The organism is Romboutsia sp. Marseille-P6047 (genome assembly GCF_900604535.1).
Taxonomy (GTDB): domain Bacteria; phylum Bacillota; class Clostridia; order Peptostreptococcales; family Peptostreptococcaceae; genus Romboutsia_E.
The window spans coordinates 20,735-46,246 of the sequence record NZ_UWOT01000016.1 but is presented as its reverse complement, the minus strand read 5'-3'; the positions used below and the strand labels follow the sequence as shown (position 1 = coordinate 46,246).

Here is a 25,512-nt window from a genome sequence, read left to right as displayed (position 1 = left end):
TGATTAAAAAGTAATGTCAAAAATCAAAGTTGTCTCATAGTATAAGCTAGGAGTTAAAAAACTTCAAAAAAATTATATAGGGGGACAACATAATGTTAGACAGATTTTTTGGAGACGATGGATTCTTTGGTGGATGTGGATGGTGGATAATAGTATTATTCTTCTTATTCTTAGCATTCCAAGATGTATGGGTAGATTTTGATATATGTGCATGGATACCATTCTTAATACTATTATTAATAGTATGTGGATGTGGAGACGTTTTTGATGGTGGCTGCTGCTAATCAAATTGATGTAAAAAGTACCGATTAACTTCGGTACTTTTTTATATAAAATAAAAAAATATATACATAAATTTATAGAATATTGAGTGAAAATAATCTTGAAAAATATTGTCTTAAATTGTATAATATAAACTTAGTTAAAAAGAAAAAATAAATATAAACTTTTTAACAAAATACAAATACAAATATATATAAAATACGGTTATCAAGTAAGAAATAAAAATTAAATATTTAGTGAGGTGGCACAATGAAAATAGGATTTGATCATAAGAAATACCTAGAGGAACAGTCAAAATATATACTAGAGAGAGTTAATAATTTTGACAAGTTATATTTAGAATTTGGTGGAAAGTTAATCGGAGACTTACATGCAAAAAGGATATTACCAGGATTTGATGAGAATGCTAAAATCAAAGTATTACAACATATGAAAGATAAATTAGAAGTTGTTATATGTGTTTACGCTGGTGATATAGAAAGAAATAAAGTAAGAGGAGATTATGGGATCACTTATGATATGGAAGTCCTAAGGTTAATCGATGACTTAAGAGCATATGACTTAGATGTTAACAGTGTTGTAATAACAAGATTTGAAGGACAACCTGCAACTACAGTATTCATAAATAAGTTAGAGAGAATGGGGATAAAAGTATATAAGCATGCTCCAACAAAGGGATACCCAACTGATGTTGATACAATAGTTAGTGATGAAGGATATGGTGCAAATCCTTATATAGAAACAACTAAACCTATAGTTGTAGTAACAGCTCCAGGACCAAATAGTGGAAAGTTAGGAACTTGTTTAAGTCAGTTATATCATGAAAATAAAAGAGGAAATAGCGTTGGATACTCTAAATTCGAAACATTCCCAGTTTGGAATTTACCGCTTAAACATCCAGTAAATATAGCTTATGAAGCAGCTACTGTAGATTTAAAGGATGTTAACATGATAGATTCATTCCACCTTGAAAGATATGGTGAAACATCAGTAAACTACAATAGAGACTTAGAATTATTCCCAGTACTTAAGAAAATAATAGAAAAAATAACTGGAAAAGAATCTATATTCCAATCACCAACAGATATGGGCGTTAATAGGGTTGGATTTGGTATAATAGATGATGAAGTAGTTAGAGAAGCTTCTAAGCAAGAAATAATAAGAAGATACTTTAAAACTGCATGTGAGTATAAAAAAGGTCAATTTGATAAAGATGCATTTGACACTATAAAGTTAATAATGGAACAAGTTGGATTAAAGCCTGAAGATAGAAAGGTTGTTACACCATCTAGAGAATACAGTGCGAAGTTAAAAGAAACTGCAGAAAAAACAGATAGTTGCTCAGTTGTAGCATTAGAACTAGTTGATGGAACGATACTTACAGGAAAGAGTTCAAATTTAATGAATGCAAGTGCAGCGGCAATATTAAACGGAATAAAACATTTAGCTAATATATCAGATGATATGCATTTATTATCTCCTGCAATTTTAGAACCAATTGTAAATTTAAAAACTAAAACATTAGCAAGTAGAACTCCAGAATTAAGTTGTGAAGAAATACTAATGGCTTTAAGCGTAAGTGCTGTTACAAATCCAACTGCTCAAGCAGCTGTGGAAAAACTTCCAATGTTAAAGGGATCTCAAGCTCATTCAACTACAATATTAAGTAAAACAGATGAACAAACATTTAGAGAACTTGGCATAGATGTGACTTGTGATCCAGAATATCCATCACAAAACTTATATTACGCTAACTAACAAAATAAAAGTATAGAAAATCAGACCATGCTACAATAGTAGAATGGTCTTTTTTAAATATAAAATACAAAATACAAATAAAAATATACATAAAAATAAATTTACGGTTATCAATAAGGAATAAATACTTAGTTCCTTGGAATACTTATTTTAAATGTTTTTAAGGGATTTTGCAAGAAAAACTTTTAAAAATACAAAAAAAATATTTTATAATAATTATTAACTTGAATTTTTAAGTGGAGGTGATAGTTTGGATGGAAAATAGAAAAATAATTCATATAGATATGGATGCATTTTTTGCATCTGTAGAACAAAGAGATAATCCGTTGTTAAAAGGAAAACCGGTAGTAGTTGGTGGACCTCCAGAAAGTAGGGGAGTTGTTACAACATGTTCATATGAAGCAAGAAAATTTGGAATACATTCAGCTATGCCATCTAAAATAGCTTATAAAAGATGTCCTTATGCAATATTTGTGTATCCTAGATTTGATGAGTATCGTAAAGTATCTAATCAAATAAGAGAAATATTTCATAGATATACAGATTTAGTGGAGCCATTATCATTAGATGAGGCATATTTAGATGTTACAAACAACAAGAAAAATATAAAGTATGCAACAACTATAGCTAAAATGATAAAAAATGATATTTTAAAAGAAACTAATCTAACAGCATCAGCTGGAGTTTCATATAATAAGTTTTTAGCTAAGCTTGCATCAGATTATAAAAAACCTAATGGTTTAACTGTTATAACACAAGAGGATTCTCAGGAATTCTTAGATAAGCTTCCTATAAATAAATTTTTTGGTGTAGGAAAAGTAACTGGAAAAATACTTAAAAATATGGGGATACAAAATGGATATGATTTAAGGCAATTAAATATTTATGAACTAGAAAATATTTTTAAAAATAGGGGATATCTATTTTATCAATTTTCTAGGGGTATTGACTATAGACCCGTAGAGCCTTATAGAGAGAGAAAATATATTGGTTCAGAGACTACTTTAAGCCAAAACTTAAGTATTGATGAAGAAGAGGTTACTAATATATTAAGTGAGTTATGTGAAGATGTTGCATATAGATGTAAATATTCAGATAAGCTAGGAAAAACAGTTACATTAAAGATAAAGTATGAAGATTTTACTCAAATAACTAGAAGTATAAGTTTAGAGCATCCTATAAACACTAAGAAAGATATTAGAATTAATGTATATAATCTGTTAAAAAACCTAGAAGATAATAAAAAGCAGATAAGATTATTAGGAGTTACACTATCTAATTTAGTAGATAAGGAAGTTGAAGCTGGCAATATAACAATATTTGAATATATGAATAATTTAAAAAAATAGTAATTTTAGCTGTTGAAAAATAAAAGTATAGTAAATATAATTAAAGTATAAATATAAATTATTAAGGTGTACAAATGAGTACTTAAAAGGGAATATGGTGAAAGTCCATAACAGCCCCCGCTACTGTAAGAATGACGAACGCTTGAGAGTTTGGAGACTCTAATTCCACTGGTGTATACTGGGAAGGATAAGCTATTAGGTTGAGTTCAAAGTCAGGAGACCTGCCTAAAATTAAGCATTAATCTTTCGGAGGGAGAGAATATGTAATATGAGGGTTATTTTTATATAGATATATTTTAAAGTACATATTATATATTTTGAGAACCGAGAGATATTGGTTCTTTTTTATTTTATATATTTATATTAAAAAAACTATTTAAGAAAAAAATACTTTCTATAACATTAAGCCTAAGCATACATAAAATAAAGTATGCAGTTTAAGTTTAAGGAGGAAGGCTAATGTGTGGAATATCAGGATGGTGTAACCTTAATGACAATATAAAGGATTACACAAATATAGTTGAGAATATGATATCAACCTTAAGATTTAGAGGTCCTAACTCTGAAGGTATAAAGACATATTCACACTCTATTATTGGACACAAAAGATTAGCGATTGTAGATCCAACAGGTGGATTACAACCGATGAGTAAAACTATAGGAGATAGAGAATATACAATTTGCTATAACGGAGAGTTATATAATACTGAAGAGGTTAGAGATAGATTAAAGGAAAGAGGATATACATTTGATTCATATTCAGATACAGAAGTTCTTTTAACAGCATATATAGAGTTCGGTGAATTGTGCTTAGATTATATAAATGGAATTTATGCATTTGGAGTATGGGACGAGTATAAACAAGAATTATTTTTAGCAAGAGACCCACTTGGTGTAAAGCCATTATTTTATTCTTACAAGAATGGGAACTTAGTTTTTGGATCTGAAGAAAAGGCATTACTAACTCATCCATTAATTAGTCATGTTGTTGATCGAGATGGATTTTTAGAGTTAATATCACTAGGACCTGCTAGAATCCTAAATAGTGGTATTTTTAAAGATATAAGAGAAGTTCCACCAGCACATTATTTAAGATTTAATAAATCAGGCATAAAATTAAAAGAGTATTGGAAGCTTCAAGCTAAAGAACATGAGCATAACTTAGAAGAAACTAAGAAATATGTAAGAGATTTATTGATTGAAGCAATAGAGGGTCAACTTGTAAGTGATGTACCTGTGTGTACTTTTTTATCTGGTGGATTAGATTCTAGTATAATATCAAAGGTAGCAGCAGATGCTTTCAATAGACAAGGAAAAGAAACACTTAATACTTTTTCTATAGACTATACAGATAATGAAAAATATTTTAAGAAAAGTTATTTTCAACCAAACTCAGATTCATATTGGGTAAAGGTTATGGCAGAGTATATCGGAAGTAATCATCATGACGTAGTTCTTGATAATGTAGAACTTGCGCATGCTTTAATAGATGCAACTATGGCATCTGATTTACCAGGTATGGCAGATATTGACTCATCCTTAGACCTTTTTTCAAGAGAGGTAAGTAAACACGCTACAGTTGTTTTATCTGGAGAATGTGCAGATGAGGTTTTTGGAGGGTACCCTTGGTATACTAGAGAATATGATTCTATAGAAATTTTCCCTTGGGCTACCACAATTGGTTATAGGAAAAATGTATTAAATGATAGTTTGAAGTTGTTACCAATAGAAGATTATGTAAAGCAAGCATGTAGAGATAGTATAGCTAAGGTGCCTAAGCTTAATGGAGAATCAAAGGAAGATTCAATAATGAGAGAATTATCATACTTAAATCTAAAATGGTTTATGATAACTTTATTAAATAGGAAAGATAGAATGACTATGCATAATAGTTTAGAAGGTAGAGTACCTTTTGCAGATAAAAGATTAGTAGAATATGCATTTAATATGCCTAAGCATATAAAACTGCTAAATGGAAGAGAAAAAGGACTGTTAAGAGAAGCATCTAAAGGAATATTACCAGAAAATATCGTTGAAAGAAAAAAAAGCCCTTATCCTAAAACTCATAATCCAATATACACAAAAGAAGTATGTAAGATGTTAAAGAGAATATTAGATGATAAAAGTTCCCCTATTCATCAAATTATAGATGAAGAATTTGTAAAAGAATTAGTTCAGACTGGTGGTTCAGCATTTAACCAACCTTGGTTTGGACAATTAATGACAGGTCCTCAAGTTATAGCATATTTAATTCAAATAAACACTTGGATGAATCTTTATAATGTAGACTTACAATTATAGATAGAATGCTAAAAATAGCTTAATTTTATACAAATATAAAGTATAAAATTAAGCTATTTTTGTTTTAAGTTAGTCCATCAGAATATCTTCCAAAGCCTCTCTATCTAGTATCTTTATTATGTTTTTTTGATAATCTATTAATCCTTCATCTTTCATGTTAATTAATTCTCTTGAAAGTGAAGGTCTAGGAATTCCAAGTGATTCAGAAAGCTTTTGTTTTGTCATGTTTAATTTTATAAAATTACTTTTTTGGATGTTAGATTCTTGTATTAAAAAGTTGCATAGTTTTTGTTTAATTGTGCTAAATGATAAACCAGTTATAGATTTATTTAAAGTTATTATCTTATTAGTTAATTCATTTAAAAATAACTTCAAGAAACTAGGGTGGCTAGTACAAAAATAAATAAAATCATATTTATCTATAAACATTACCTCGCTATTAGTTGATGAAATAACTGTAGCTGGATAAGAGTTAGCATCAGAGAATGCAATTATTTCTCCGAATAAATAGCCAACACTAAATGAAGAAAGATGAACTACTTTGTTACTAGTTAAAATTCTTTTTATATCTATATTACCACTTAGAACTAATCCAACCTTATTACATGGTGAATTTTCGATAGCAATAATATCATTCTTATCATATTTAACTATACTATAGTTTACATCTCTAAAGAATTCTATTAATTCTTTTTTAGTTTTATTTTTTAGCATTTTATCACCTATATCTTATATATAAAAATTATATATTATTTTATACCCAACTAATATATATAATATCTTAAAAAAATAATTCTATAAAGTAATTAGTTTATATTGAAGATTAAAATATCAAATGATACAATGGATTTACAGGTGTATATACAGATGAAAGGTTAAGGGATTTATTTATGTCAAATGATTTAATAGAGAAAATAAATAAAATAAAGGTAGATAGAAATGCTATTATACTAGCTCATTATTATCAACCACCAGAGATACAAGATTTAGCTGATTATGTAGGAGATTCATATTTTTTAAGTGAAATAGCAAGAGATTGTGATGAAGAAGTAATTGTGTTTTGTGGAGTCAAATTTATGGGGGAGAGTGCAAAAATATTATCTCCAAATAAAAAAGTCTTAATGCCTATAATAGATGCCGGATGTGCTATGGCTGATATGGCAAATGAAAAAGTTATATTAGAACTTAAAAAAAAATATCCAAATGCTATAGTTGTTTGTTATATAAATTCTACAGCAGAAGTAAAATCACATTGTGATGTAGCTGTAACATCTTCAAGCGCAGTTAAAATATTAAATAATATTCATGAAAAACAAGTAATATTTGTACCTGATAAAAATTTAGGTAAATATATATCAGAGGAATTTCCAGAAAAAGAATTTATTCTTTGGGATGGATACTGTAAGTATCATCACAATATAAAGGTATCAGACATAATAGAGTTAAGAATAAGATATAAAAATGCAAAAGTATTAGTGCATCCAGAGTGCCAAAGTGAAATCAGAGATATAGCGGACTATATAGGATCTACATCGGGAATTATAGATTATGCTACAAAAAGTAATTATAAAGACTTTATAGTTGCAACAGAAGAGGGAATACTACATGAATTAACAAAAAAAAATCCTAACAAAAATTTTTACATACCTGGAGATAGTGTATGTTGTGAAGATATGAAGAAAACTACATTAGAAAGTATATATGAAACTTTATTAAAAATGGAAAATGAAATATATATAGAAGAAGAGATAAGAGTTAATGCTTTAAATTGTTTGCTAAATATGCATAGATTTGCAGGTGATAAAAATGAATCTACAGTATGATGTTTTGATTGTTGGTAGTGGAGTTTCGGGCTTATATTGCGCTCTTAACTTAGATAAAAAACTAAACATATTAGTTATTTCAAAAGATAGCATAGAGAATAATAACACATACCTTGCTCAAGGAGGGATTTCTACTGCTAGAGGAAAAGAGGATATAAATTTATTTATAGAAGATACTTTAAGAGCTGGACAATATAAAAATAAAGATGAAGCGGTAGAAGTCTTAGCTATAGAATCTATGAACAATATAGAGTCAATGATTAAACTTGGACTTAATTTAGATAAAGATGATGGAAAAATAGCATTTACAAGAGAAGGTGCACACAGTATAAATAGAATTGTATACAGCAAGGATACTACAGGTAAAGCTGTATTTGAAACTTTAATAAATGAGGTTAAGAATAGAAAAAATATAACTTTATTTGAAAATACATGTCTAATAGATATAATAACTTTTAATAATGAATGTTTAGGTGGAATAGTACTAAAAAAAGATAAAATTAATATATTTTCGAAAGTTGTTGTTTTAGCAACTGGTGGAATAGGAGGACTATTTAAAAGTTCAACTAATCAAAGACATTTAACTGGCGATGGATTGGCTATTGCGCTTAAACATAATATAAAAGTAAAAGATATAGGATATATACAAATACACCCAACGTCTTTTTATGAAGAAAATAGCCATGGTAGAAAGCTATTAATATCAGAATCTGTAAGAGGAGAAGGCGGGAAGTTATTAAATAAAAATAAACAAAGGTTCATAAATGAGTTATTACCAAGAGATATTGTAAGTAAGGCAATTTTTGAGCAAATGAAAATTGATAATAGAAATTATGTTTACTTGGATGTAACACATTTAGATGCAAAATATATAAAAAATAGATTTGCATATATATATAAACAATGTTTATTGAGAGGAATAGATATAACTAAAGAATATATAAAGGTTACTCCAGCACAACATTATTTTATGGGTGGAATTGATGTTGACTTAAATTCATATACATCAATGACTAGATTATATGCAGTGGGTGAGGTAAGTTGTACAGGTGTCCATGGTGCAAATAGATTAGCGAGCAATTCATTATTAGAAGGATTAGTTTTTTCTAAAAGAGCAGCGGACCATATAAATAAAAATATAGATATTATAGAATTTAATATAGTTGAAGATGACAAGTTAAATATAGAACTATGTACACACCTAAATAAATCTATTTTATTAAATAAGATAATCACTATAAGAGAGGATTTAAAAAATGAACTACTTGCTAATTGATAAAATGATAAAAGAGGCTTTAATTGAGGATATACCAAATGAAGATATAAGCACTACCTCAATTATAGGAGTAGATTTAAAATGTGAGGCTGATTTAATATGCAAGGAAGATGGTATACTCGCAGGACTTCCTATATTCAAAAGAGTATTTGATATACTTGGTGAAGTGGAAGTTATATCGCTTAAAAATGATGGAGATAAAATTAAAAAATACGATAAAATAGCCTTATTGAGAGGTAGTACTAGAAATATATTATCTGGGGAAAGAGTAGCATTGAACTATTTACAGCGTATGAGTGGAATAGCTACGAAAACAAATAAATTTGTAGATAAATTAAAAGATAGTAATATGAAATTACTAGATACTAGAAAAACTATTCCAAACTTAAGAATTTTAGATAAATATTCTGTAAAAATTGGTGGTGGAATAAATCATAGATTTAACTTGTCTGATGGAATAATGATTAAAGATAATCATATAGAAGCTGCTGGTGGAATAAAAAAAGCGGTTGAGTTATTGAGGGAAAATACACCTTTTGTTAGAAAGATAGAAGTTGAAGTAGAAAATTTAGATATGGTTAAAGAAGCTGTTGAAGTTGGAGTGGATATAATAATGCTCGATAATATGGATATAGATACAGCTAGGGAAGCATTGAAAATAATTGATAGAAAAGCATTGGTTGAATTTTCAGGTAATGTTACTTTAGAAAGAATGGAAGAGATAAGTAAAATAGGTGTAGACTATATATCTGTTGGTGAGTTAACTCACTCAGTAAAAGCTTTAGACTTAAGTTTAAAGAATTTAAGAAATATATAAATTTATGTAGTTAAGCAAATAAAATGACTATCTAAAAATAATGAAATTTATTTCTAGACAGTCATTTTTTATATTTATTATCATATATTTTATATAACTAATAATTTATATAAAAGGAGATGATTCGATATAAATTATTATGAAGAATTCGAGATAGATAATAGACTAAAACAGGTCGGTATAGAAAGTGAAAAACTAGACCTAATATATGAATTAGTAAATGAAATAATAAATGCTAAAGATAAAGCTCTTAATATTATAGTAGGATTATATAGATATAAAGGGATCGAATTTAATGATGAAGAAAAGCTAGAACTATCTAGAGAACTCACAACTCAAATTAAAGATAAAGTAATAGAATATGTTTACTCAAATGATAGTACATCATATAGTGAAGCTATGATAGTAATTAATTATTTCTTATTACAAATATATAGGGGCATTGGATTGAGGGTTGAAGAAGTTACTCAAGATCCATATAAAAGTCAGTTTATGATAGAGTTTGAATTATATGAATCTGGAGGAGAGGAAAGTAAGAGAGTTAAGTTATACAATGATTTAGCTAATCCAATAAAAGATGCAGTAGATACTCTTATAAAGTTTATAAAAAGTATTTATAAAACTAACAACTTAGTATTTAAAGAAGAAGAAGAAAAAACTGTTTATGAAAGCTTAATTTATGAGCTATCTGACATTATAGTTCACTATATTTATAGTGATGAAGAAGCTAATTATAAAAACTCTATAGAGAAAATAAATGAATATATGGTTGAATTTATTGGAAGATTCATAAAAGTAAGAGATAATAAAGAGTAAGATGTATTAAAAGGTGTATACATAATAAGTATACACCTTTAATTATTTGAATTTTAAGTTTAATATTGTGAAAAATAGTTTTAATAGGGTATAAGTAAGTTAAATTAGTTAATAAAAAGGAGCAAAATATGAATTATAATAAAGTTGTAAAGGCAAAATTTATAGAAAGGCCAAATAGATTTATAGCTTACTGTGAAATAAATGGAAATATAGAAAAGGTTCATGTTAAAAATACAGGTAGATGTCGAGAACTTTTAACTCCCAAATGTAGTGTTTATTTAGAAGAAAGCGATAATCCTAATAGAAAAACAAGGTACTCTTTGATTGCAGTTGAAAAAGAAGATAGACTTATAAATATGGATTCTCAAGTTCCAAATAAAGTTATATATGAGGCTTTAAAAAATGGAAAAATAACATTACCAGGAATAGATGAAAAGGTTACTTTAATTAAGCCAGAAAAAACTTATGGAAATTCAAGATTTGATATATATTTAGAAGCTGGAGATAAAAAAGCATTTATAGAAATTAAAGGGGTTACCTTAGAAGAAGAAAATATAGTTAAATTTCCAGATGCAAAAACTGAGAGAGGAGTAAAACATATAAGGGAACTTATAGAAGCTAGAAAAGAAGGTTATTATTGCTATATAATATTTTTAGTACAAATGGATAATGTACTTTATTTTACTCCTAATAATAAAATGCATAAAGAGTTAGGGGATGCATTAATAGAAGCTAAGAATAATGGAGTTGAAGTTTTAGCATATGATAGTTTAGTTACTAAAAACTCAATAGATATAAATAAAGATATTGAAGTTAAATTATAAAATATGTTGCAACTAACGATAGTATTAGCTACTATTTAAGTGTACATATAGTGTAAATTTATTTTAGGAAGGATGTCACATACACCTTCTTATTTTTTTACGAAAAAATAAAGTTTTATTTTAATTATTCAAAATATTAGATGAAATATGTAAGTATTTATAAAATATTAATGGTATAATATTTATTGAGAAAATATATTTATACGATAAAATATGAAAGGAATACATTAATATGAAAAACGAATTATCGATGAAAGATTTACTAGATGAGCAAGAAAAGGCTTTTAATGAAGTAAAGGTAGGTAAAACTATAACTGCTAAAATAATTAAAGTTGCCCATGATGAAGTTGTATTAGACTTAGAATATGGATTTGATGGAATAATACCAGTAGGAGAATTAAATATAGAGGGTAATAAAAGTATAGAAGAAGTATATAATGTAGGAGATGAAGTAACTGCAGTTATACAAAGGGTTTCGGAAAAAGATGGAACAATAAGACTGTCTAAATTACAAGCAGATAAAAGAAATGATCTAGCAGAGATAACTAAAGCATATGAAGATCATAGAATAATAACTGTAAATGTTGAAAAAGCTATAGAAAGAGGAGTATTTGCAAAATATAAATCAATAGATGTATTTATGCCAATATCTCAAATAGATACTAAGTTTGTAAAAGAAACTAAAGAATATATTGGAGCAAATTTAGAGTGTTATCTAATAGAATTAGATGCTAAGAGAAATAGATTTGTGGTAAGTCATAGAGAGGTATTACAAGAAAGAATAAACATAGAAAGAGAAGAAAGAAGAGCTAGAATACAAGCTGAAAAAGAAGCTGAGAGAGCTAGAATTAAAGCTGAAAGAGATGCAGAAAGAACTAGAATAAAGCAAGAAAAAGAAGATCTGTTTAACTCTTTACAAGTAGGACAAAAAAGACATGGTAAAGTAACTAAGATAATGTCTTATGGTGCATTTGTAGATATTGGAGGGCTAGAAGGTTTAGTTCATTTAAATAATCTATCTTGGAAAAGAGTAGAATCTGTTGAAGATATGTTACAAGAAGGACAAGAAGTAGACGTTTATGTTTTAGATGTTAATATGGAAACTAGAAAAATAGCGCTAGCATTAAAAGATATAAATAATGACCCATGGCAACTAATATCTGAAGATGTATATGTTGATGATATAATAACAGGTAAGGTTGTTAGAATAATTGATAGAGGAGCATTCCTTGAAATTAGAGAAGGTGTAGAAGCATTTTTACCAATATCTGAGTTAAGTGAAGATAGAGTTGTAAAAGTGACTAACGTAGTAAATATTGATGATGAAGTTAAGGTAAAGGTTCTTAACTTTAATCCAGAAAATAGAAGAATGTTAGTATCTAAAAAAGAAGCTGAAAGAGAGCCTGAAGAAGATTACACAGAATATTTAGAAGTGGAAGATTCTTTAGGAACTCTTGGAGATTTATTTAAAGATAAATTTAAAAATTTACAAAAATAATAAGTCAAGGATATCTCAAATAGTTTGAGGTATCCTATATTTATATGATTAATAAGAGGAGGTATTTATGAAATCAATTTTAGATTTACATACACATACTATAGTAAGTGGACATGCATTTAGTACTATAAAAGAGAATATAGAATTTGCTGTAAGGCGTCAGATTAAATATCTTGGTATATCAGATCATTCATCTAATATGCCAGCATCACCACATAAATACTATTTTCAAAATTTAAAGGTAATTCCTAGAGAAGTTGATGGAGTCAAAATTCTTAGAGGTATAGAAGGAAATATACTTGATTTTGAAGGAAACTTAGATATAGATGAAGATTTATATTCAGGATTAGATTATGTAATAGCAAGTCTTCATCCACCTTGTGTTAAATTTGGTTCTATAGAAGAGAATACTAGAGCAATACTTAATGTAATGGATATAGAAAAAGTTAGAATAATAGGTCATCCAGATGATAGTAGATATGCACTTGATTATGAAGCAGTAGTATTAAAAGCAAAAGAAAAAAATATATTATTGGAAATTAATAACTCTTCACTAAATCCAAATTCATTTAGAGAAGGTGCAAAAGAAAATTTATCAAAAATGTTAGAGCTTTGTAAGGAGCACAATGTAAGAGTAATAATGGGAACGGACTCTCATATTTGCTATGATATAGGGAGATTCGATAATTGTGAAAAATTAATTAAAGAAGTTGATTTTCCAAAAGAATTAGTTATAAATTATCATGAAGATCAAATAATAGAATTTTTTAATTTAGATTTTATGAAGAGGTAACATAAGTAATATATATGTATAAATTTAACTATATAATTGACAAATAAAAAGTAAAATAATACTATAACTAATAAACAATTTAAAATAAAAGGCGTTGATTAGGAGTAGTAGAAATGATGAAGCTTACAGAGAGCCAAAGGATGGTGTGATTTGGCAGTGGATAAATTCGAACTTGTCTATGAGCTGTTGCAATTTGCAAACCGATTAATCTAGGTTATAGGATATATAATGATTTATCATTATTATAAAGTAGGCTTTATAGCCAAATCGAGTGGTACCGCGAGCTAAACTCGTCTCTAATTTTTTAGAGGCGAGTTTTTTTATTGGAAAAAAGATTTTAAATATATAGGAGGACTATTATGAACCATGAGAAATATTCTAGATTTAAAAAGATTACCATGAAAAATAGAAAATGTCCAGATAATGAGATTATAAAATCACCTATATGGTACAGTGTTGACCTAAGAGATGCTAACCAAGTTTTACTAAATCTTATGAATGTAGATGAGAAAATTAAGATGTTTAATATGTTGGTAGGTATTGGTTTTAAGCAAATAGAGGTAGGATTTCCATCTGCATCAGATACAGAATATAAGTTTATAAGAAAATTAATTGATGAAAATCTAATACCAGAAGATGTTACTCTTCAGGTGATAACTTAAGCAAGAGAGCATTTAATATTAAAAACTTTTGAAGCATTAAAAGTATGTAAGGAAGTAATTGTTCATATTTATAATTCAATATCAACACTTCAAAGAAATGTTGTATTTGATAAAACTAAAGAAGAGATAATTGAAATAGCTGTAAAAGGAGCGAAGCTTGTAAAAGATGAAGCTGAAAAATATCCAGAAACTAAATTTAAATAGAGAATCTAATAGCAAAGATAAAGCTGTTGAAAAAGTATTGAGTAAAGGATATAAGACAGAGGATATTTATGACGGATATGGTATAAAAGTTACCACGAAAGAAATTGGAGATTTAATTTCTAATCATAAATATTACAAATAAATTTTGAGATAATATTAAAAAGTAAACTATTAAGGTAAATAATAAATTTTATTTTAAATGTAAATCTATATTTTTATTAAAAAATGTAGAACTTAAATAAAAAAAATAAATATTATATAATAAAGAAACTATAAAATTGACATATTTATTTAGAAAACATACTATAGATATTAAAATATTAAAAATTTAAATAATAATAATTTTTAAGAAAGGAGGCTTATTATGAGCAAAAGGTTATTTATTCCTGGACCTATAGATGTAAATAAAGATGTCCTAGAATATATGTCTACTCAAGTAATCAGTCATAGAGGAAAAGAAGCATCTAGGATACAATATGATATAAGTAAAAAGTTGCAAAGTTTATTTTATACAAATAGCGAAATACTTTTATCTACATCATCCGGTAGTGGATTAATGGAAGGTTCCATTCGATCCTGTACATCTAAAAGGGCAGTTGTATTCTCCTGTGGATCCTTTGGAAAAAGATGGTATAAAATGGGAGTGTCAAACATGGTACCCGTGGATTTATTTGAAGTAGAATTAGGGAAGGCGATAAGTCCTGAAATGGTTGATAAGGTACTTTCTACCGGTAAGTATGATTTAATAACTATAACTCATAATGAGACTTCAACAGGCATAACAAACCCAATAGAGGCTATTGGAGAGGTTATTAAAAAATATGAAGATATAATTTACTGTGTAGATGCAGTAAGTTCGGCGGGTGGAATAAAAATAGAAGTTGACAAAATTGGAATAGATATATGTATAACATCGGTGCAAAAAGCACTTGGATTACCACCTGGTATGTCAATCTGTACATTTTCTAACAAAGCAGTTCAACGAGCTAAAAAAGTACCTTATAGAGGAACGTATTTTGATTTATTAGCAATGTATGAATACATAGTTAATAAGAATTACCAGTACCCTTCAACACCATCCCTTTCACATATGTTCGCTTTAGACTTCCAATTAAACCAAATCTTAAAAGAAGGCCTAGAAAATAGATTTTTAAGACATGGAGAAATGGCTAATATAGTTAGATCTTGGGCTAAAGAACACTTCCAAATTTTTACCGATGAAAATTACTTATCTAATACTCTTACCGTAGTGAAAAATACAAAAGGTATAAGTATATCTAAATTGAATGATCAATTAAAAGAGAGAAACCTTGAAATTGCCAATGGATATGGGGAACTTAAAGAAAAGACATTTAGAATATCTCATATGGGAGATTATTCAGTAGATGATGTAAAAGATTTATTAAATAATATTGATGAAATATTAGGATTTGAAAAAAATTAAATTCAATATAAGGCGGTAAAAAAAGGTTAAATTTGGAGGTATAAATATGTTTAATATATTAATAACTGATGGTGTGAATAAGGATGAAATAGAAAGATTAAGAAAGTCAAACTTTAATGTTATAAATGAATTCTTTGATGGATTAGGATTAGGGGAAAAATTAAAAGATATGGATGCTTTAGTAATAAGATCTAAAAATAAAATAACTAAAGAAATAATAGATAAAGCCTGTGAGGGTAATAGATTAAAACTAATAATAAGATCTGGCGTAGGTTTGGATAATATAGAGGTAGATTATGCTGAGAGTAAGGGTATAAAAATAATGAATACACCTTGTGGAAGTACAGTTTCAGTAGCAGAGCTTACAATATGCCAAATAATAAATATAGCAAGATTTGTAAATATATCAAATGTAAGAATGAGAGAAGGTAAATGGGAAAAGAAACATTATATAGGAACTGAAATTTACGGAAAAACATTAGGTATAATTGGTATGGGAAGAATAGGAAAAGAAGTAGCTAAAAGAGCTTGTGCTATGGGCATGAATATTATATACTATGACATTTTGGGTAAGATGGATGTGCCTAATAAATATAGATTTTGTGAATTTGAAGAAGTATTAGCAAACTCAGATTTTTTAACTATTCATATACCTTACGATAAAGAAAAGGGATATTTAATAACTAAAAAAGAAATAGAAAAAATGAAAGATAGAGTATACTTGATAAATCACGCTAGAGGTGGACTGGTTTGTGAAAAGGATTTAATAAATGCATTAGATAATGGAAAAATTGAGGCAGTAGCATTAGATGTTTTTGAAAGTGAGCCAAAATTTAATTTAGAATTAGTAAATCATCCCATGGTATCTCCTACACCTCATATAGGAGCTTCAACGGTAGAAGCACAAAAAAGGATAAGTGCTGAGATAGTAGAAATTATAACTGAATATTTTCAAAGTGAAGAAGGTCGTAAAAATATAAGGCTAGCGCTATAAGAGCATATAAATAAGGGGGATGAATATGGCAGTAATAAAACCATTTAGAGCAATTAGACCATCTAAAGAATATGTAGATAAGGTAGCTGAATTACCATATGATGTTATGAGTAGAGATGAAGCTAAAAATATGGCGTATAACAATAAGTATTCATTTTTACACATAGATCGTGCAGAGATCGATTTACCAGATTATATAGATGAGTATGATGAAAAAGTATATTTAAAAGCAAAAGAAAATTTAAATAAATTTAAAAAGGAAAATATTTTAATTCAAGATGAGAGTGAATGTATATATATTTATAGAGAAATAATGGATAATAGAGCTCAAATAGGTATAGTTGCATGTGTATCTGTAGATGATAGTTTGAATGGTATTATAAAGAAACATGAATATACTAAACCAGACAAGGAACTAGATAGAACAAATCATATAAGGTATTGTAATGCAAATACAGGTACTATATTAATAACCTATAAAAATAAAAAAGAAATAGATGATATAATAAATAGCTATACAAAAGAAGAACACTTATATGATTTTATATCAAATGACAATATAAGACATACTGTTTGGAGAGTAAGTGAAAGTAAGGCTATAAATAAAATAGTAGATGAATTTAAAAGTATACAGTATTTATATATAGCAGATGGACACCATAGAGCAGCTTCAGCAGAGAATATTGCAAAAGAAATGAGAATTAAAAATTCTAGTTATACAGGAAAAGAAGAATTTAATTACTATTTAGCAATGATTGCACCAGAAAAAGACTTATTAGTACTAGATTATAATAGAGTAGTTAAAGATTTAAACAATTTAAATGAAATAGAGTTTATGAATAAAGTTAGAGAAAACTTTAAAATAATTAATTTAAAAGAAGATGGCTATAAACCTAAAGAAAAAGGAACGTTTGGAATGTATTTAAATAATAAATGGTATAAACTTCAATTTAAAAAGTTATCAGAAGTAGAAAATGATACAATAAGATCATTAGACGTTAGCATACTACATGATTATTTAATAGAACCTATTTTAGGAATAAAAAATCCTAGAAGTGATAAACGTATAGAATTTGTAGGAGGGATTAAAGGAATTAAAGAACTTGAAAATAGGGTTAATAAAGATATGAGGGTAGCCTTTTCTTTATATCCAACTAAAATAAAAGAATTAATGAAGGTGGCGGATGAAAATAAAATTATGCCAGCTAAATCAACTTGGTTTGAACCAAAAGTTAGATGTGGATTATTTTTGCATGAAGTATAAAAGCTATATAAAAAGATGATTACTTAATCTGAGTAGTCATTTTTTTATATAATTTTTAATTGATTAATTAATATAATTTTACTCTATGCTAAGTGTGAAAATGATAGTATACTAATACTTGCGTGAATATATGAATAAAATATAAAATCATAAAACTTAATAAATCGAGGTGGCATCATGGAAGTTATATTATCTCAATTGAACCATATAACTGTGGTAATATCAAATGTAATATGGCCAATATTTATACCATTTTTATTACTTATGGGAATTTACATTTGTGCTCAAGTAATACTAAACATAAGATCATTGACAACTGAAAAAAGAGAGTTTAGTATAATGCATTTAATACCTCAAGCATCAGTATCTCTAGGTGCTATGATGGGAACTGGAATTATAATTGGCTTTTTAAGCGCATTAAGTAACTTGTATGTAGGTGGTCAAGTATATGTAGAATCGGTAGCTTTATGGGCATTAATAGGATCATTAGTATTAATACCAATATCATATTGTGAAACATTAATAGCTAAAATTGTAAATATGGATCCTAGAGACTACATAGAAAAATTTGTATCTAAAGGTGCAGCAAAGATTTATGTTATAGCATTAATTTTATTATATGTATTTGCTATAGGTGGTGTTCAATTTAGTGGAATGGATGCTATTATAATAACGAGTTTGGATAAGATATCTGGAATTAAACTTACTCAAATGCAACAATATTTATTTGTAATAATACCCATTATATTTATTTTATTTGTAGTTGTATTGAAAAATAGACAAGATATATTTATCAAATCTATGGTAAGTATGATTTTAGTTGCTGCAGGCGCTTACTTTGTGTTTTTTGGAATATTTTTAATAAAAACACATACATATGTGCCAGCATTTATCGAAAGGATGCTTATAGGATTTAAAAATCCAGTAAGTATGTTGTTTGGAATTCCTTTAGGTCTTATATTTGGTATGCAAAGAGTAATTCAAATTGCAGAACCTGGATTAGGGACATTGCCACTAGCAGCAGTTAAAACAAATTCTAGTCCAAGAGTAGCTGCGTCTATATCAGCTATTATGACTACATTCCTTGTTGTAATATCAGTATTAGTTACATCTTATATAGCTTCATATGGAGTTGATCAAAATATTATATCGTTTACAGAAAATAGTGCTCAAAGATTAGTATCTTATTTTGAAACTGTAATAAGTGTAACAGGTATATTGGGATTAGCAATATTATTTATATTTATAATATTGTCGGGAATGACGACTTTACTAGGTTCATATTATCTTTTAAGTTTATCTAGCAAGATTAATATAAAGAATAGAAATATTATGTATCTAAGCATGTTATTAATATCAGGCATTTTATCAATATTTAAATTTGAAATATTATTTAATTTATTAAATATATTACTTTTTGTAGCAACATCTTTAAATATTGGTGCATTAGCTATGTTTGTGGAATTTGAATGGAGCAAATATAAGTTAAATAAAAATAATAAAAAGCAAGTTGCATAAAAAAATCGAGATAATTATCTCGATTTTTTTATGCGTATAATATCTACATATTTCTATAAATTACATATATAACCATGATTATTTTTAGATGTATATTATTTTTTATGATATAATTATAGGTCAGAGTTGAAAAATAAGTTTCATACTATAATAAAAAGGATATAATAAATCTTATTATAAATTAAGCAGGTGATTATCATGGAAAATAAATTTTTACCAATATGTAAACAAGATATGATAGATAGAGGTTGGGAACAGCTAGATTTTGTATTAGTTACAGGAGATGCGTATGTTGACCATCATAGTTTTGGTACAGCTATAATTTCTAGAGTATTAGAAAATGCAGGATATAAGGTTGGTATAATAGCCCAACCAAATTGGAAGTCTACAGAAGACTTTATGAAGTTAGGAAGACCAAGACTTGGATTCTTAGTTAATTCAGGGAATATGGATTCTATGGTTAACCATTATTCAGTAAGCAAAAAACAAAGAGAAAAAGATCTATACTCTCCAGGGGGAAAAATGGGATGTAGACCAGATAGAGCAGTAATAGTTTATTGTAACAAAATAAGAGAAGCATACAAAGATATACCAGTAATAATAGGTGGTATAGAAGCAAGTTTAAGAAGATTTGCGCACTATGATTATTGGGCTAATAAAGTTAGAAAATCAATATTAGTAGATAGTGGTGCAGATTTACTAGTTTATGGAATGAGTGAAAAGCAAATAGTAGAAGTTGCAGATGCTCTTAATAATGGATTTGATCCGAAGTATATAAGACATATAAATGGAACATGTTATATGGTAGATAGTTTAGATGAAGTATATGAAGATTATGTATTACTTCCATCATATAAAGAAATATGTGAAGATAAAGTAAAATATGCACAATCATTTAAATTACAGTATGATGAGCAGGATCCATATAGAGGAAAAGCTATAGTTGAACCATATGGAGATAAGTTCTTAGTTCAAAATAAACCAGAGAAGCCTTTAAATAGAGAAGAACTAGATGATGTATATGCCTTACCATATCAAAAAACGTATCATCCTATATATAAAGAAATGGGTGGCATTCCGGCAATAGAAGAGGTTAAATTTAGTATAGTGAGTTCAAGAGGATGTTTTGGAAGTTGTTCATTCTGTGCAATAACATTCCATCAAGGTAGAGCTGTACAAAGTAGAAGTCATGATTCAATCGTGGATGAAGCAAAATATATAACTACACTTCCAGACTTTAAAGGTTATATACATGATGTTGGTGGTCCTACAGCAAACTTTAGACAAGAGGCTTGTAAAAAACAAATAACAAAAGGTGCTTGTAAGCATAGACAATGCTTGCATCCAGAACCATGTAAAAATCTAAAAGTAGATCATACAGATTTTATAGATTTATTAAGAAAGGTAAGAAGTTTACCAGGAATAAAAAAAGTATTTGTACGTTCTGGAATAAGATATGATTATGTCATGGCAGATAAAGATAATAAGTTCTTAAAAGAATTAATAAAGCACCATGTAAGTGGTCAATTAAAGGTTGCTCCAGAGCATGTTGCAAGCGAGGTATTACATCATATGCAAAAGCCAGCTGGAAATACTTATGATAGATTTAGACAAAAATTCTTTGCTATAAATGAACAATTAGGCATGAAACAGTACTTAATACCGTATTTAATGTCAAGTCATCCAGGTTCAACATTAAATTCAGCAATAGAACTTGCTGAGTATTTAAGAGATACAAACTATCAACCAGAACAAGTACAAGACTTTTATCCAACTCCAGGAACATTATCTACAACAATGTTCTATACAGGACTAGATCCACTTACTATGCAAGAAGTGTATGTGCCTAAGACTAAGCAAGAAAAAGCAATGCAAAGAGCTTTATTACAATATAGAGCCCCTAGAAATTATGAACTAGTTCATGCGGCCCTTGAAGAAGCAGATAGAGAAGATTTAATAGGGTATGGTCCTAAGTGTTTAATAAAGCCTAGAGAAGGTAGAGGATTTGGACATAGAGGTAATTCTAATAACAAAAATTCTAGAGGTAAGAATAATCAAAGAGATAACTCAATAAGAGTTTCTAAAAATAATAAAGACTCTAGAAATAAAAAAAATACTAAAAGTAAGAACTCAAGAAGTAACAAAGTAGAAAATATTAAAGTGGAAAAGAGTTCTAATAATAGAAGAAAAAAAAGATAATAATAAAGGATATGAAATTAATTCATATCCTTATATTATTTTCAGAATAAAATAATATAAGGAAGTCAATAAATAGGATAATTATAGAAAAAAACGACTTATATTGACAATTATTTTATTTGCATTTATACTAAAATTTGCGTGAATTTTAATAATTAATATGAAGATAAAAATTAAAATAGAGAGGATAATGTAAATGAATAAGAAGTTATCAATAAAAACGATAGTTTCTATAGGAATAGGAGCGGCAGTTTTTATGGTATTAGGAAGATTCGGGTCTATTCCTACATTTATTCCAAATACTAATATAGAGACATCTTATGCATATTTGGCATTAATGTCTGTAGTATATGGTCCTATGGCAGGATTCCTTATAGGACTTATAGGACATGGATTAAAAGATTTAGTATTTTATGGATCACCATGGTTTAGTTGGGTAATAGCATCAGGAGTAGTTGGATTAGTAATCGGAATTGCTTCAAAAAAATTAGATTTAGAAGATGATTTTAATATAAAACAAATAATACTATTTAACATAACTCAAGTTATAGCAAACGCATTAGCGTGGTTTTTAGTAGCACCTGGATTAGATATAATAATATACCTAGAACCTGCAAATAAAGTATTTTTACAAGGAATCATAGGTGGTATATCTAATATGGTAACAGTTGGAGTTTTAGGAACATTAATATTATCGGCTTACTCTAAGACAAAAATAAAGAGCGGAAGTTTAAGAATGGAAGAGTAATACTAAAGGAGATAGGAATGAAAAGAAAGATAATAGAGTTTAAAGACTATAGTTTTCGATATAGAGTGCAAGCAGAGCCTACTCTTAAAAATATAAATTTAACTATATATGAAGGAGAAAAAGTACTTATAGTGGGACCTTCTGGCTCTGGTAAAAGTACTTTAGCTCATTGTCTTAACGGATTAGTTCCATTTTATTATAGTGGGAAAACATCTGGAGAGCTATTAATTGATGGTGAAAATGTTCAAAATAAAAATATATTTGAATTATCTAAAATAATAGGTACAGTACTTCAAGATCCAGATAGTCAATTTATAGGTTTAACAGTAGGTGAAGATATAGCGTTTAAGCTTGAAAATGACTGTGTAGAGCAAGAAAAAATGAAGAAGATAGTTAGTGATTCAGCAAAATTAGTGGATATAGATAAGGAATTAGAATCCTCACCATATAAGTTATCTGGAGGTCAAAAGCAAAGAGTTACTCTTGCTGGTGTTACTGTAGATGATGTAAAGATTCTATTATTTGATGAGCCATTAGCGAGTTTAGATCCATTGACAGGTAAAAGTGCAATAGAATTAATTGATAATATAAAAAATAAAAATAACAAGACTATGATAATTGTAGAACATAGATTAGAGGATGTACTACATAAGGATTTAGATAGAATTATTGTTATGAATAAAGGTGAAATAGTAGCAGACACTACTCCGAACGAACTTCTCTCAACTAATATATTAAAGGAAGTTGGAGTTAGGGAGCCACTATATTTATCAGCTTTAAAATATGCTAATTGTGATATAAATCCTGGGATGAATCCTGAAAGAATAGAAAAAATAGATTTAATAAATTGTAAAGAAAAATTAAAAGCTTGGTACTCAAGTATAGATGAGGATGTTTGTAATGAAAATACTTATCCTATACTTGAAGTTGAAGACTTAAGTTTTTCATATAGTATAGAAAAACAAATATTAAATAATGTTTCGTTTAAAATAAATAAAGGTGATATGGTAAGTATTGTTGGAAAAAATGGTGCAGGAAAATCTACTATATCAAAACTAATTTGCGGTTTTTATAAACCAACATCAGGAAAAATAATATTTGATGGAGAAGATATAGCAAATCAAACTATAAAAGAACGTTCGGAAAAAATAGGATTTGTAATGCAAAATCCAAATCAAATGATATCTAAATCTATGATTTTTGATGAAGTTGCATTTGGACTTAGAGTTAGAGGATATTCTGAAAGTGAAGTTCAAGAGAGGGTTTATAATACTCTTAAGATATGTGGCCTTTATCCACTTAGAAATTGGCCAATATCAGCGCTAAGTTTTGGACAAAAGAAAAGAGTTACAATAGCATCTATACTTGTACTAAATCCAAATATAATAATCTTAGATGAGCCTACAGCAGGCCAAGATTTCAAACATTACTCAGAAATAATGGAGTTTTTAGTAGATCTTAATAAACAAGGAATTACTATAATAATGATTACTCATGATATGCATCTAATGCTAGAGTATACAAATAATGTAATTGTTTTATCAGAAGGTGAAAAAATAGCAGATGATACTGCTATAAATATATTAACTAATTATGATGTTATAGAAAAAGCAAACTTGAAAGAAACATCATTATATGAACTAGCTCAAAAATGTGGAATAAAAGATGAGAGAAGTTTTATTAAAAGATTTATAGATTATGATAGGAGGGTTAGATAAATATGAACTCAGAAATGTTATCATATATAAAGAAAGATTCTCCTATACATAAGTTAACAGGAGCTACAAAACTGATAATTTTTTTATTATGGTCCATAGCCTCTATGATAACTTATGATACTAGATTACTAGTAGGAATGCTTATAATAGGTATTATATCTTTTAAGATATCTAAAATAGAATTTAGAGAAGTTTCATTTATACTTTATTTTATAATGATATTTTTACTTTTAAATGCTGTTATGATATTTGTATTTGCACCAGAACAAGGTGTTCAAATATATGGTAGTAGAACAGTTTTAATACACTTAATAGGTCCATATACTATAACCTTAGAACAATTATTCTATGAACTTAATGTTGTGTTAAAATATTTTGCTGCAATACCTATGGCCCTTTTATTTATATTAACAACAGATCCAAGTGAATTTGCTGCATCATTAAATAAAATTGGTATTAGTTATAAGGCTGCATATTCTATATCAATAGCTTTAAGGTATATACCAGATATCCAAAAAGATTATAAGGATATAGCTTTTGCTCAGCAAGCTAGAGGAATTGATTTATCTAATAAGGAAAAGTTCTTTAAGAGAATCAAAAACGCAGCATCAATACTTATGCCACTTATTTTCTCGAGTTTAGAGAGAATTGATAAAATAAGTATAGCCATGGAGTTAAGAGCTTTTGGAAATCAAAAAAAGCGTACATGGTATAAAAGAAAAGATTTCACTAAAAATGATTATATATCAATATTATTATGTACTTTATTAGTTTTAGTATCAATAATACTAATTAAAGTAGATGGAGGAAGATTCTATAATCCGTTTATATAATATTAAGCCGTGCTAATTTAGCATGGCTTTTTTTATTTAATATATGTGTTAAGAAAGATTAGAAATGTAAAATTAAATATAGTACTAAAATTTAATTATTGTGGAACAATAATTAAAAGAAAGGAGTGTAGATATGAAAAAAGTGAATCAAAGTAAAAGAATATTAAATGAGCCGACAGAATTAACTAATTTAGTTAATCATGGTCACACATATAATGAAATTAAAAATATAATTGAAGATGAGGATGAAGAAGTTGTAAGAAAATCTCATAAAAAGGGGAATTTAAAAGCTCCATCATATGATGAAGCACATAACCATAATAAGCTAAAGTAATAAAGTTATTTATTTTAGATAAAAAAGATGTACTTTTAAAGTACATCTTTTTTTATT

Annotated in this window: 23 protein-coding genes, 1 riboswitch and 1 other annotated feature; of the genes, 22 read left to right on the top strand and 1 reads right to left on the bottom strand. The window is 27.7% G+C overall.

What is annotated here, in order from left to right:
- Positions 1–92 precede the first annotated feature (92 nt).
- From EIH23_RS13765 to asnB, 4 genes are all read left to right on the top strand, one after another.
- Positions 93–284: a hypothetical protein gene (locus EIH23_RS13765; protein WP_122641012.1), complete on the top strand. Its 192-nt coding sequence runs from the start codon at positions 93–95 to the stop codon at positions 282–284.
- A 247-nt stretch (positions 285–531) separates the two neighbouring features.
- Positions 532–2,040: a DUF1846 domain-containing protein gene (locus EIH23_RS13760; protein ID WP_122641011.1), complete on the top strand. Its 1,509-nt coding sequence runs from the start codon at positions 532–534 to the stop codon at positions 2,038–2,040.
- 254 nt (positions 2,041–2,294) lie between these two features.
- The gene (gene dinB / locus EIH23_RS13755; protein WP_122641010.1) at positions 2,295–3,389 is read left to right on the top strand and encodes a DNA polymerase IV; all 1,095 of its coding nucleotides are present in this window, start codon (positions 2,295–2,297) and stop codon (positions 3,387–3,389) included.
- Positions 3,390–3,436: 47 nt separating this feature from the next.
- Positions 3,437–3,632, top strand: a riboswitch (cobalamin riboswitch).
- A 216-nt stretch (positions 3,633–3,848) separates the two neighbouring features.
- On the top strand, positions 3,849–5,690 hold the full coding sequence (asnB, locus tag EIH23_RS13750) for an asparagine synthase (glutamine-hydrolyzing) (RefSeq protein ID WP_122641009.1): 1,842 nt from the start codon (positions 3,849–3,851) through the stop codon (positions 5,688–5,690).
- A gap of 69 nt (positions 5,691–5,759) precedes the next feature.
- On the opposite strand, the gene EIH23_RS13745 is transcribed toward asnB, so the two are convergent.
- Complete coding sequence (locus EIH23_RS13745) at positions 5,760–6,404, bottom strand: Crp/Fnr family transcriptional regulator (RefSeq protein ID WP_122641008.1); 645 nt, start codon at positions 6,402–6,404, stop codon at positions 5,760–5,762.
- Between the two features lie 176 nt (positions 6,405–6,580).
- Here EIH23_RS13745 and nadA point away from each other — a divergent pair, with 176 nt between their 5' ends.
- From nadA to EIH23_RS13655, 18 genes are all read left to right on the top strand, one after another.
- Positions 6,581–7,513, top strand: a complete 933-nt coding sequence (gene nadA / locus EIH23_RS13740; protein WP_122641007.1) for a quinolinate synthase NadA — start codon at positions 6,581–6,583, stop codon at positions 7,511–7,513.
- A complete protein-coding gene (locus EIH23_RS13735) occupies positions 7,497–8,789 on the top strand; it encodes an L-aspartate oxidase (protein WP_122641006.1) in 1,293 nt (430 codons plus the stop codon). Before nadA ends, EIH23_RS13735 begins: the two co-directional genes overlap by 17 nt.
- Positions 8,770–9,606 carry a carboxylating nicotinate-nucleotide diphosphorylase gene (nadC, locus tag EIH23_RS13730; protein ID WP_122641005.1) on the top strand — a complete coding sequence of 279 codons (837 nt, stop codon included), beginning with the start codon at positions 8,770–8,772 and terminating at the stop codon, positions 9,604–9,606. Before EIH23_RS13735 ends, nadC begins: the two co-directional genes overlap by 20 nt.
- A 447-nt stretch (positions 9,607–10,053) precedes the next feature.
- Positions 10,054–10,422 carry a hypothetical protein gene (locus tag EIH23_RS13725; RefSeq protein WP_122641004.1) on the top strand — a complete coding sequence of 123 codons (369 nt, stop codon included), beginning with the start codon at positions 10,054–10,056 and terminating at the stop codon, positions 10,420–10,422.
- A 128-nt stretch (positions 10,423–10,550) separates the two neighbouring features.
- Positions 10,551–11,246 carry a DNA/RNA nuclease SfsA gene (gene sfsA, locus EIH23_RS13720; protein WP_122641003.1) on the top strand — a complete coding sequence of 232 codons (696 nt, stop codon included), beginning with the start codon at positions 10,551–10,553 and terminating at the stop codon, positions 11,244–11,246.
- 232 nt (positions 11,247–11,478) lie between these two features.
- The gene (locus EIH23_RS13715) at positions 11,479–12,744 is read left to right on the top strand and encodes a 30S ribosomal protein S1 (RefSeq protein WP_122641002.1); all 1,266 of its coding nucleotides are present in this window, start codon (positions 11,479–11,481) and stop codon (positions 12,742–12,744) included.
- A 67-nt stretch (positions 12,745–12,811) separates the two neighbouring features.
- Positions 12,812–13,537: a phosphatase gene (locus EIH23_RS13710; protein WP_122641001.1), complete on the top strand. Its 726-nt coding sequence runs from the start codon at positions 12,812–12,814 to the stop codon at positions 13,535–13,537.
- 85 nt (positions 13,538–13,622) lie between these two features.
- Positions 13,623–13,838: a binding site (T-box leader), on the top strand.
- A 58-nt stretch (positions 13,839–13,896) separates the two neighbouring features.
- Complete coding sequence (locus EIH23_RS17240; RefSeq protein WP_442970300.1) at positions 13,897–14,199, top strand: hypothetical protein; 303 nt, start codon at positions 13,897–13,899, stop codon at positions 14,197–14,199.
- A 166-nt stretch (positions 14,200–14,365) separates the two neighbouring features.
- Positions 14,366–14,545, top strand: a complete 180-nt coding sequence (locus EIH23_RS13700) for an isocitrate/isopropylmalate family dehydrogenase (protein ID WP_122641000.1) — start codon at positions 14,366–14,368, stop codon at positions 14,543–14,545.
- 222 nt (positions 14,546–14,767) lie between these two features.
- Positions 14,768–15,847, top strand: a complete 1,080-nt coding sequence (locus EIH23_RS13695; RefSeq protein WP_122640999.1) for a pyridoxal-phosphate-dependent aminotransferase family protein — start codon at positions 14,768–14,770, stop codon at positions 15,845–15,847.
- A 46-nt stretch (positions 15,848–15,893) separates the two neighbouring features.
- On the top strand, positions 15,894–16,841 hold the full coding sequence (locus EIH23_RS13690; protein WP_122640998.1) for a D-2-hydroxyacid dehydrogenase: 948 nt from the start codon (positions 15,894–15,896) through the stop codon (positions 16,839–16,841).
- A 25-nt stretch (positions 16,842–16,866) separates the two neighbouring features.
- Positions 16,867–18,105, top strand: coding sequence for a DUF1015 domain-containing protein (locus EIH23_RS13685; RefSeq protein WP_122640997.1), 1,239 nt, complete (start codon positions 16,867–16,869; stop codon positions 18,103–18,105).
- 177 nt (positions 18,106–18,282) lie between these two features.
- Complete coding sequence (locus EIH23_RS13680; RefSeq protein ID WP_122640996.1) at positions 18,283–19,623, top strand: hypothetical protein; 1,341 nt, start codon at positions 18,283–18,285, stop codon at positions 19,621–19,623.
- 198 nt (positions 19,624–19,821) lie between these two features.
- Positions 19,822–21,822: a YgiQ family radical SAM protein gene (locus EIH23_RS13675; protein ID WP_122640995.1), complete on the top strand. Its 2,001-nt coding sequence runs from the start codon at positions 19,822–19,824 to the stop codon at positions 21,820–21,822.
- A 196-nt stretch (positions 21,823–22,018) separates the two neighbouring features.
- Positions 22,019–22,570, top strand: coding sequence for an ECF-type riboflavin transporter substrate-binding protein (locus EIH23_RS13670; protein WP_122640994.1), 552 nt, complete (start codon positions 22,019–22,021; stop codon positions 22,568–22,570).
- A 17-nt stretch (positions 22,571–22,587) separates the two neighbouring features.
- Entirely contained in the window at positions 22,588–24,288 is a 1,701-nt protein-coding gene (locus tag EIH23_RS13665) for an ABC transporter ATP-binding protein (RefSeq protein WP_122640993.1), read from the top strand.
- Positions 24,289–24,290: 2 nt separating this feature from the next.
- Positions 24,291–25,121 carry an energy-coupling factor transporter transmembrane component T family protein gene (locus EIH23_RS13660; RefSeq protein WP_122640992.1) on the top strand — a complete coding sequence of 277 codons (831 nt, stop codon included), beginning with the start codon at positions 24,291–24,293 and terminating at the stop codon, positions 25,119–25,121.
- 133 nt (positions 25,122–25,254) lie between these two features.
- On the top strand, positions 25,255–25,455 hold the full coding sequence (locus EIH23_RS13655) for a hypothetical protein (RefSeq protein ID WP_122640991.1): 201 nt from the start codon (positions 25,255–25,257) through the stop codon (positions 25,453–25,455).
- Positions 25,456–25,512: the final 57 nt, after the last annotated feature.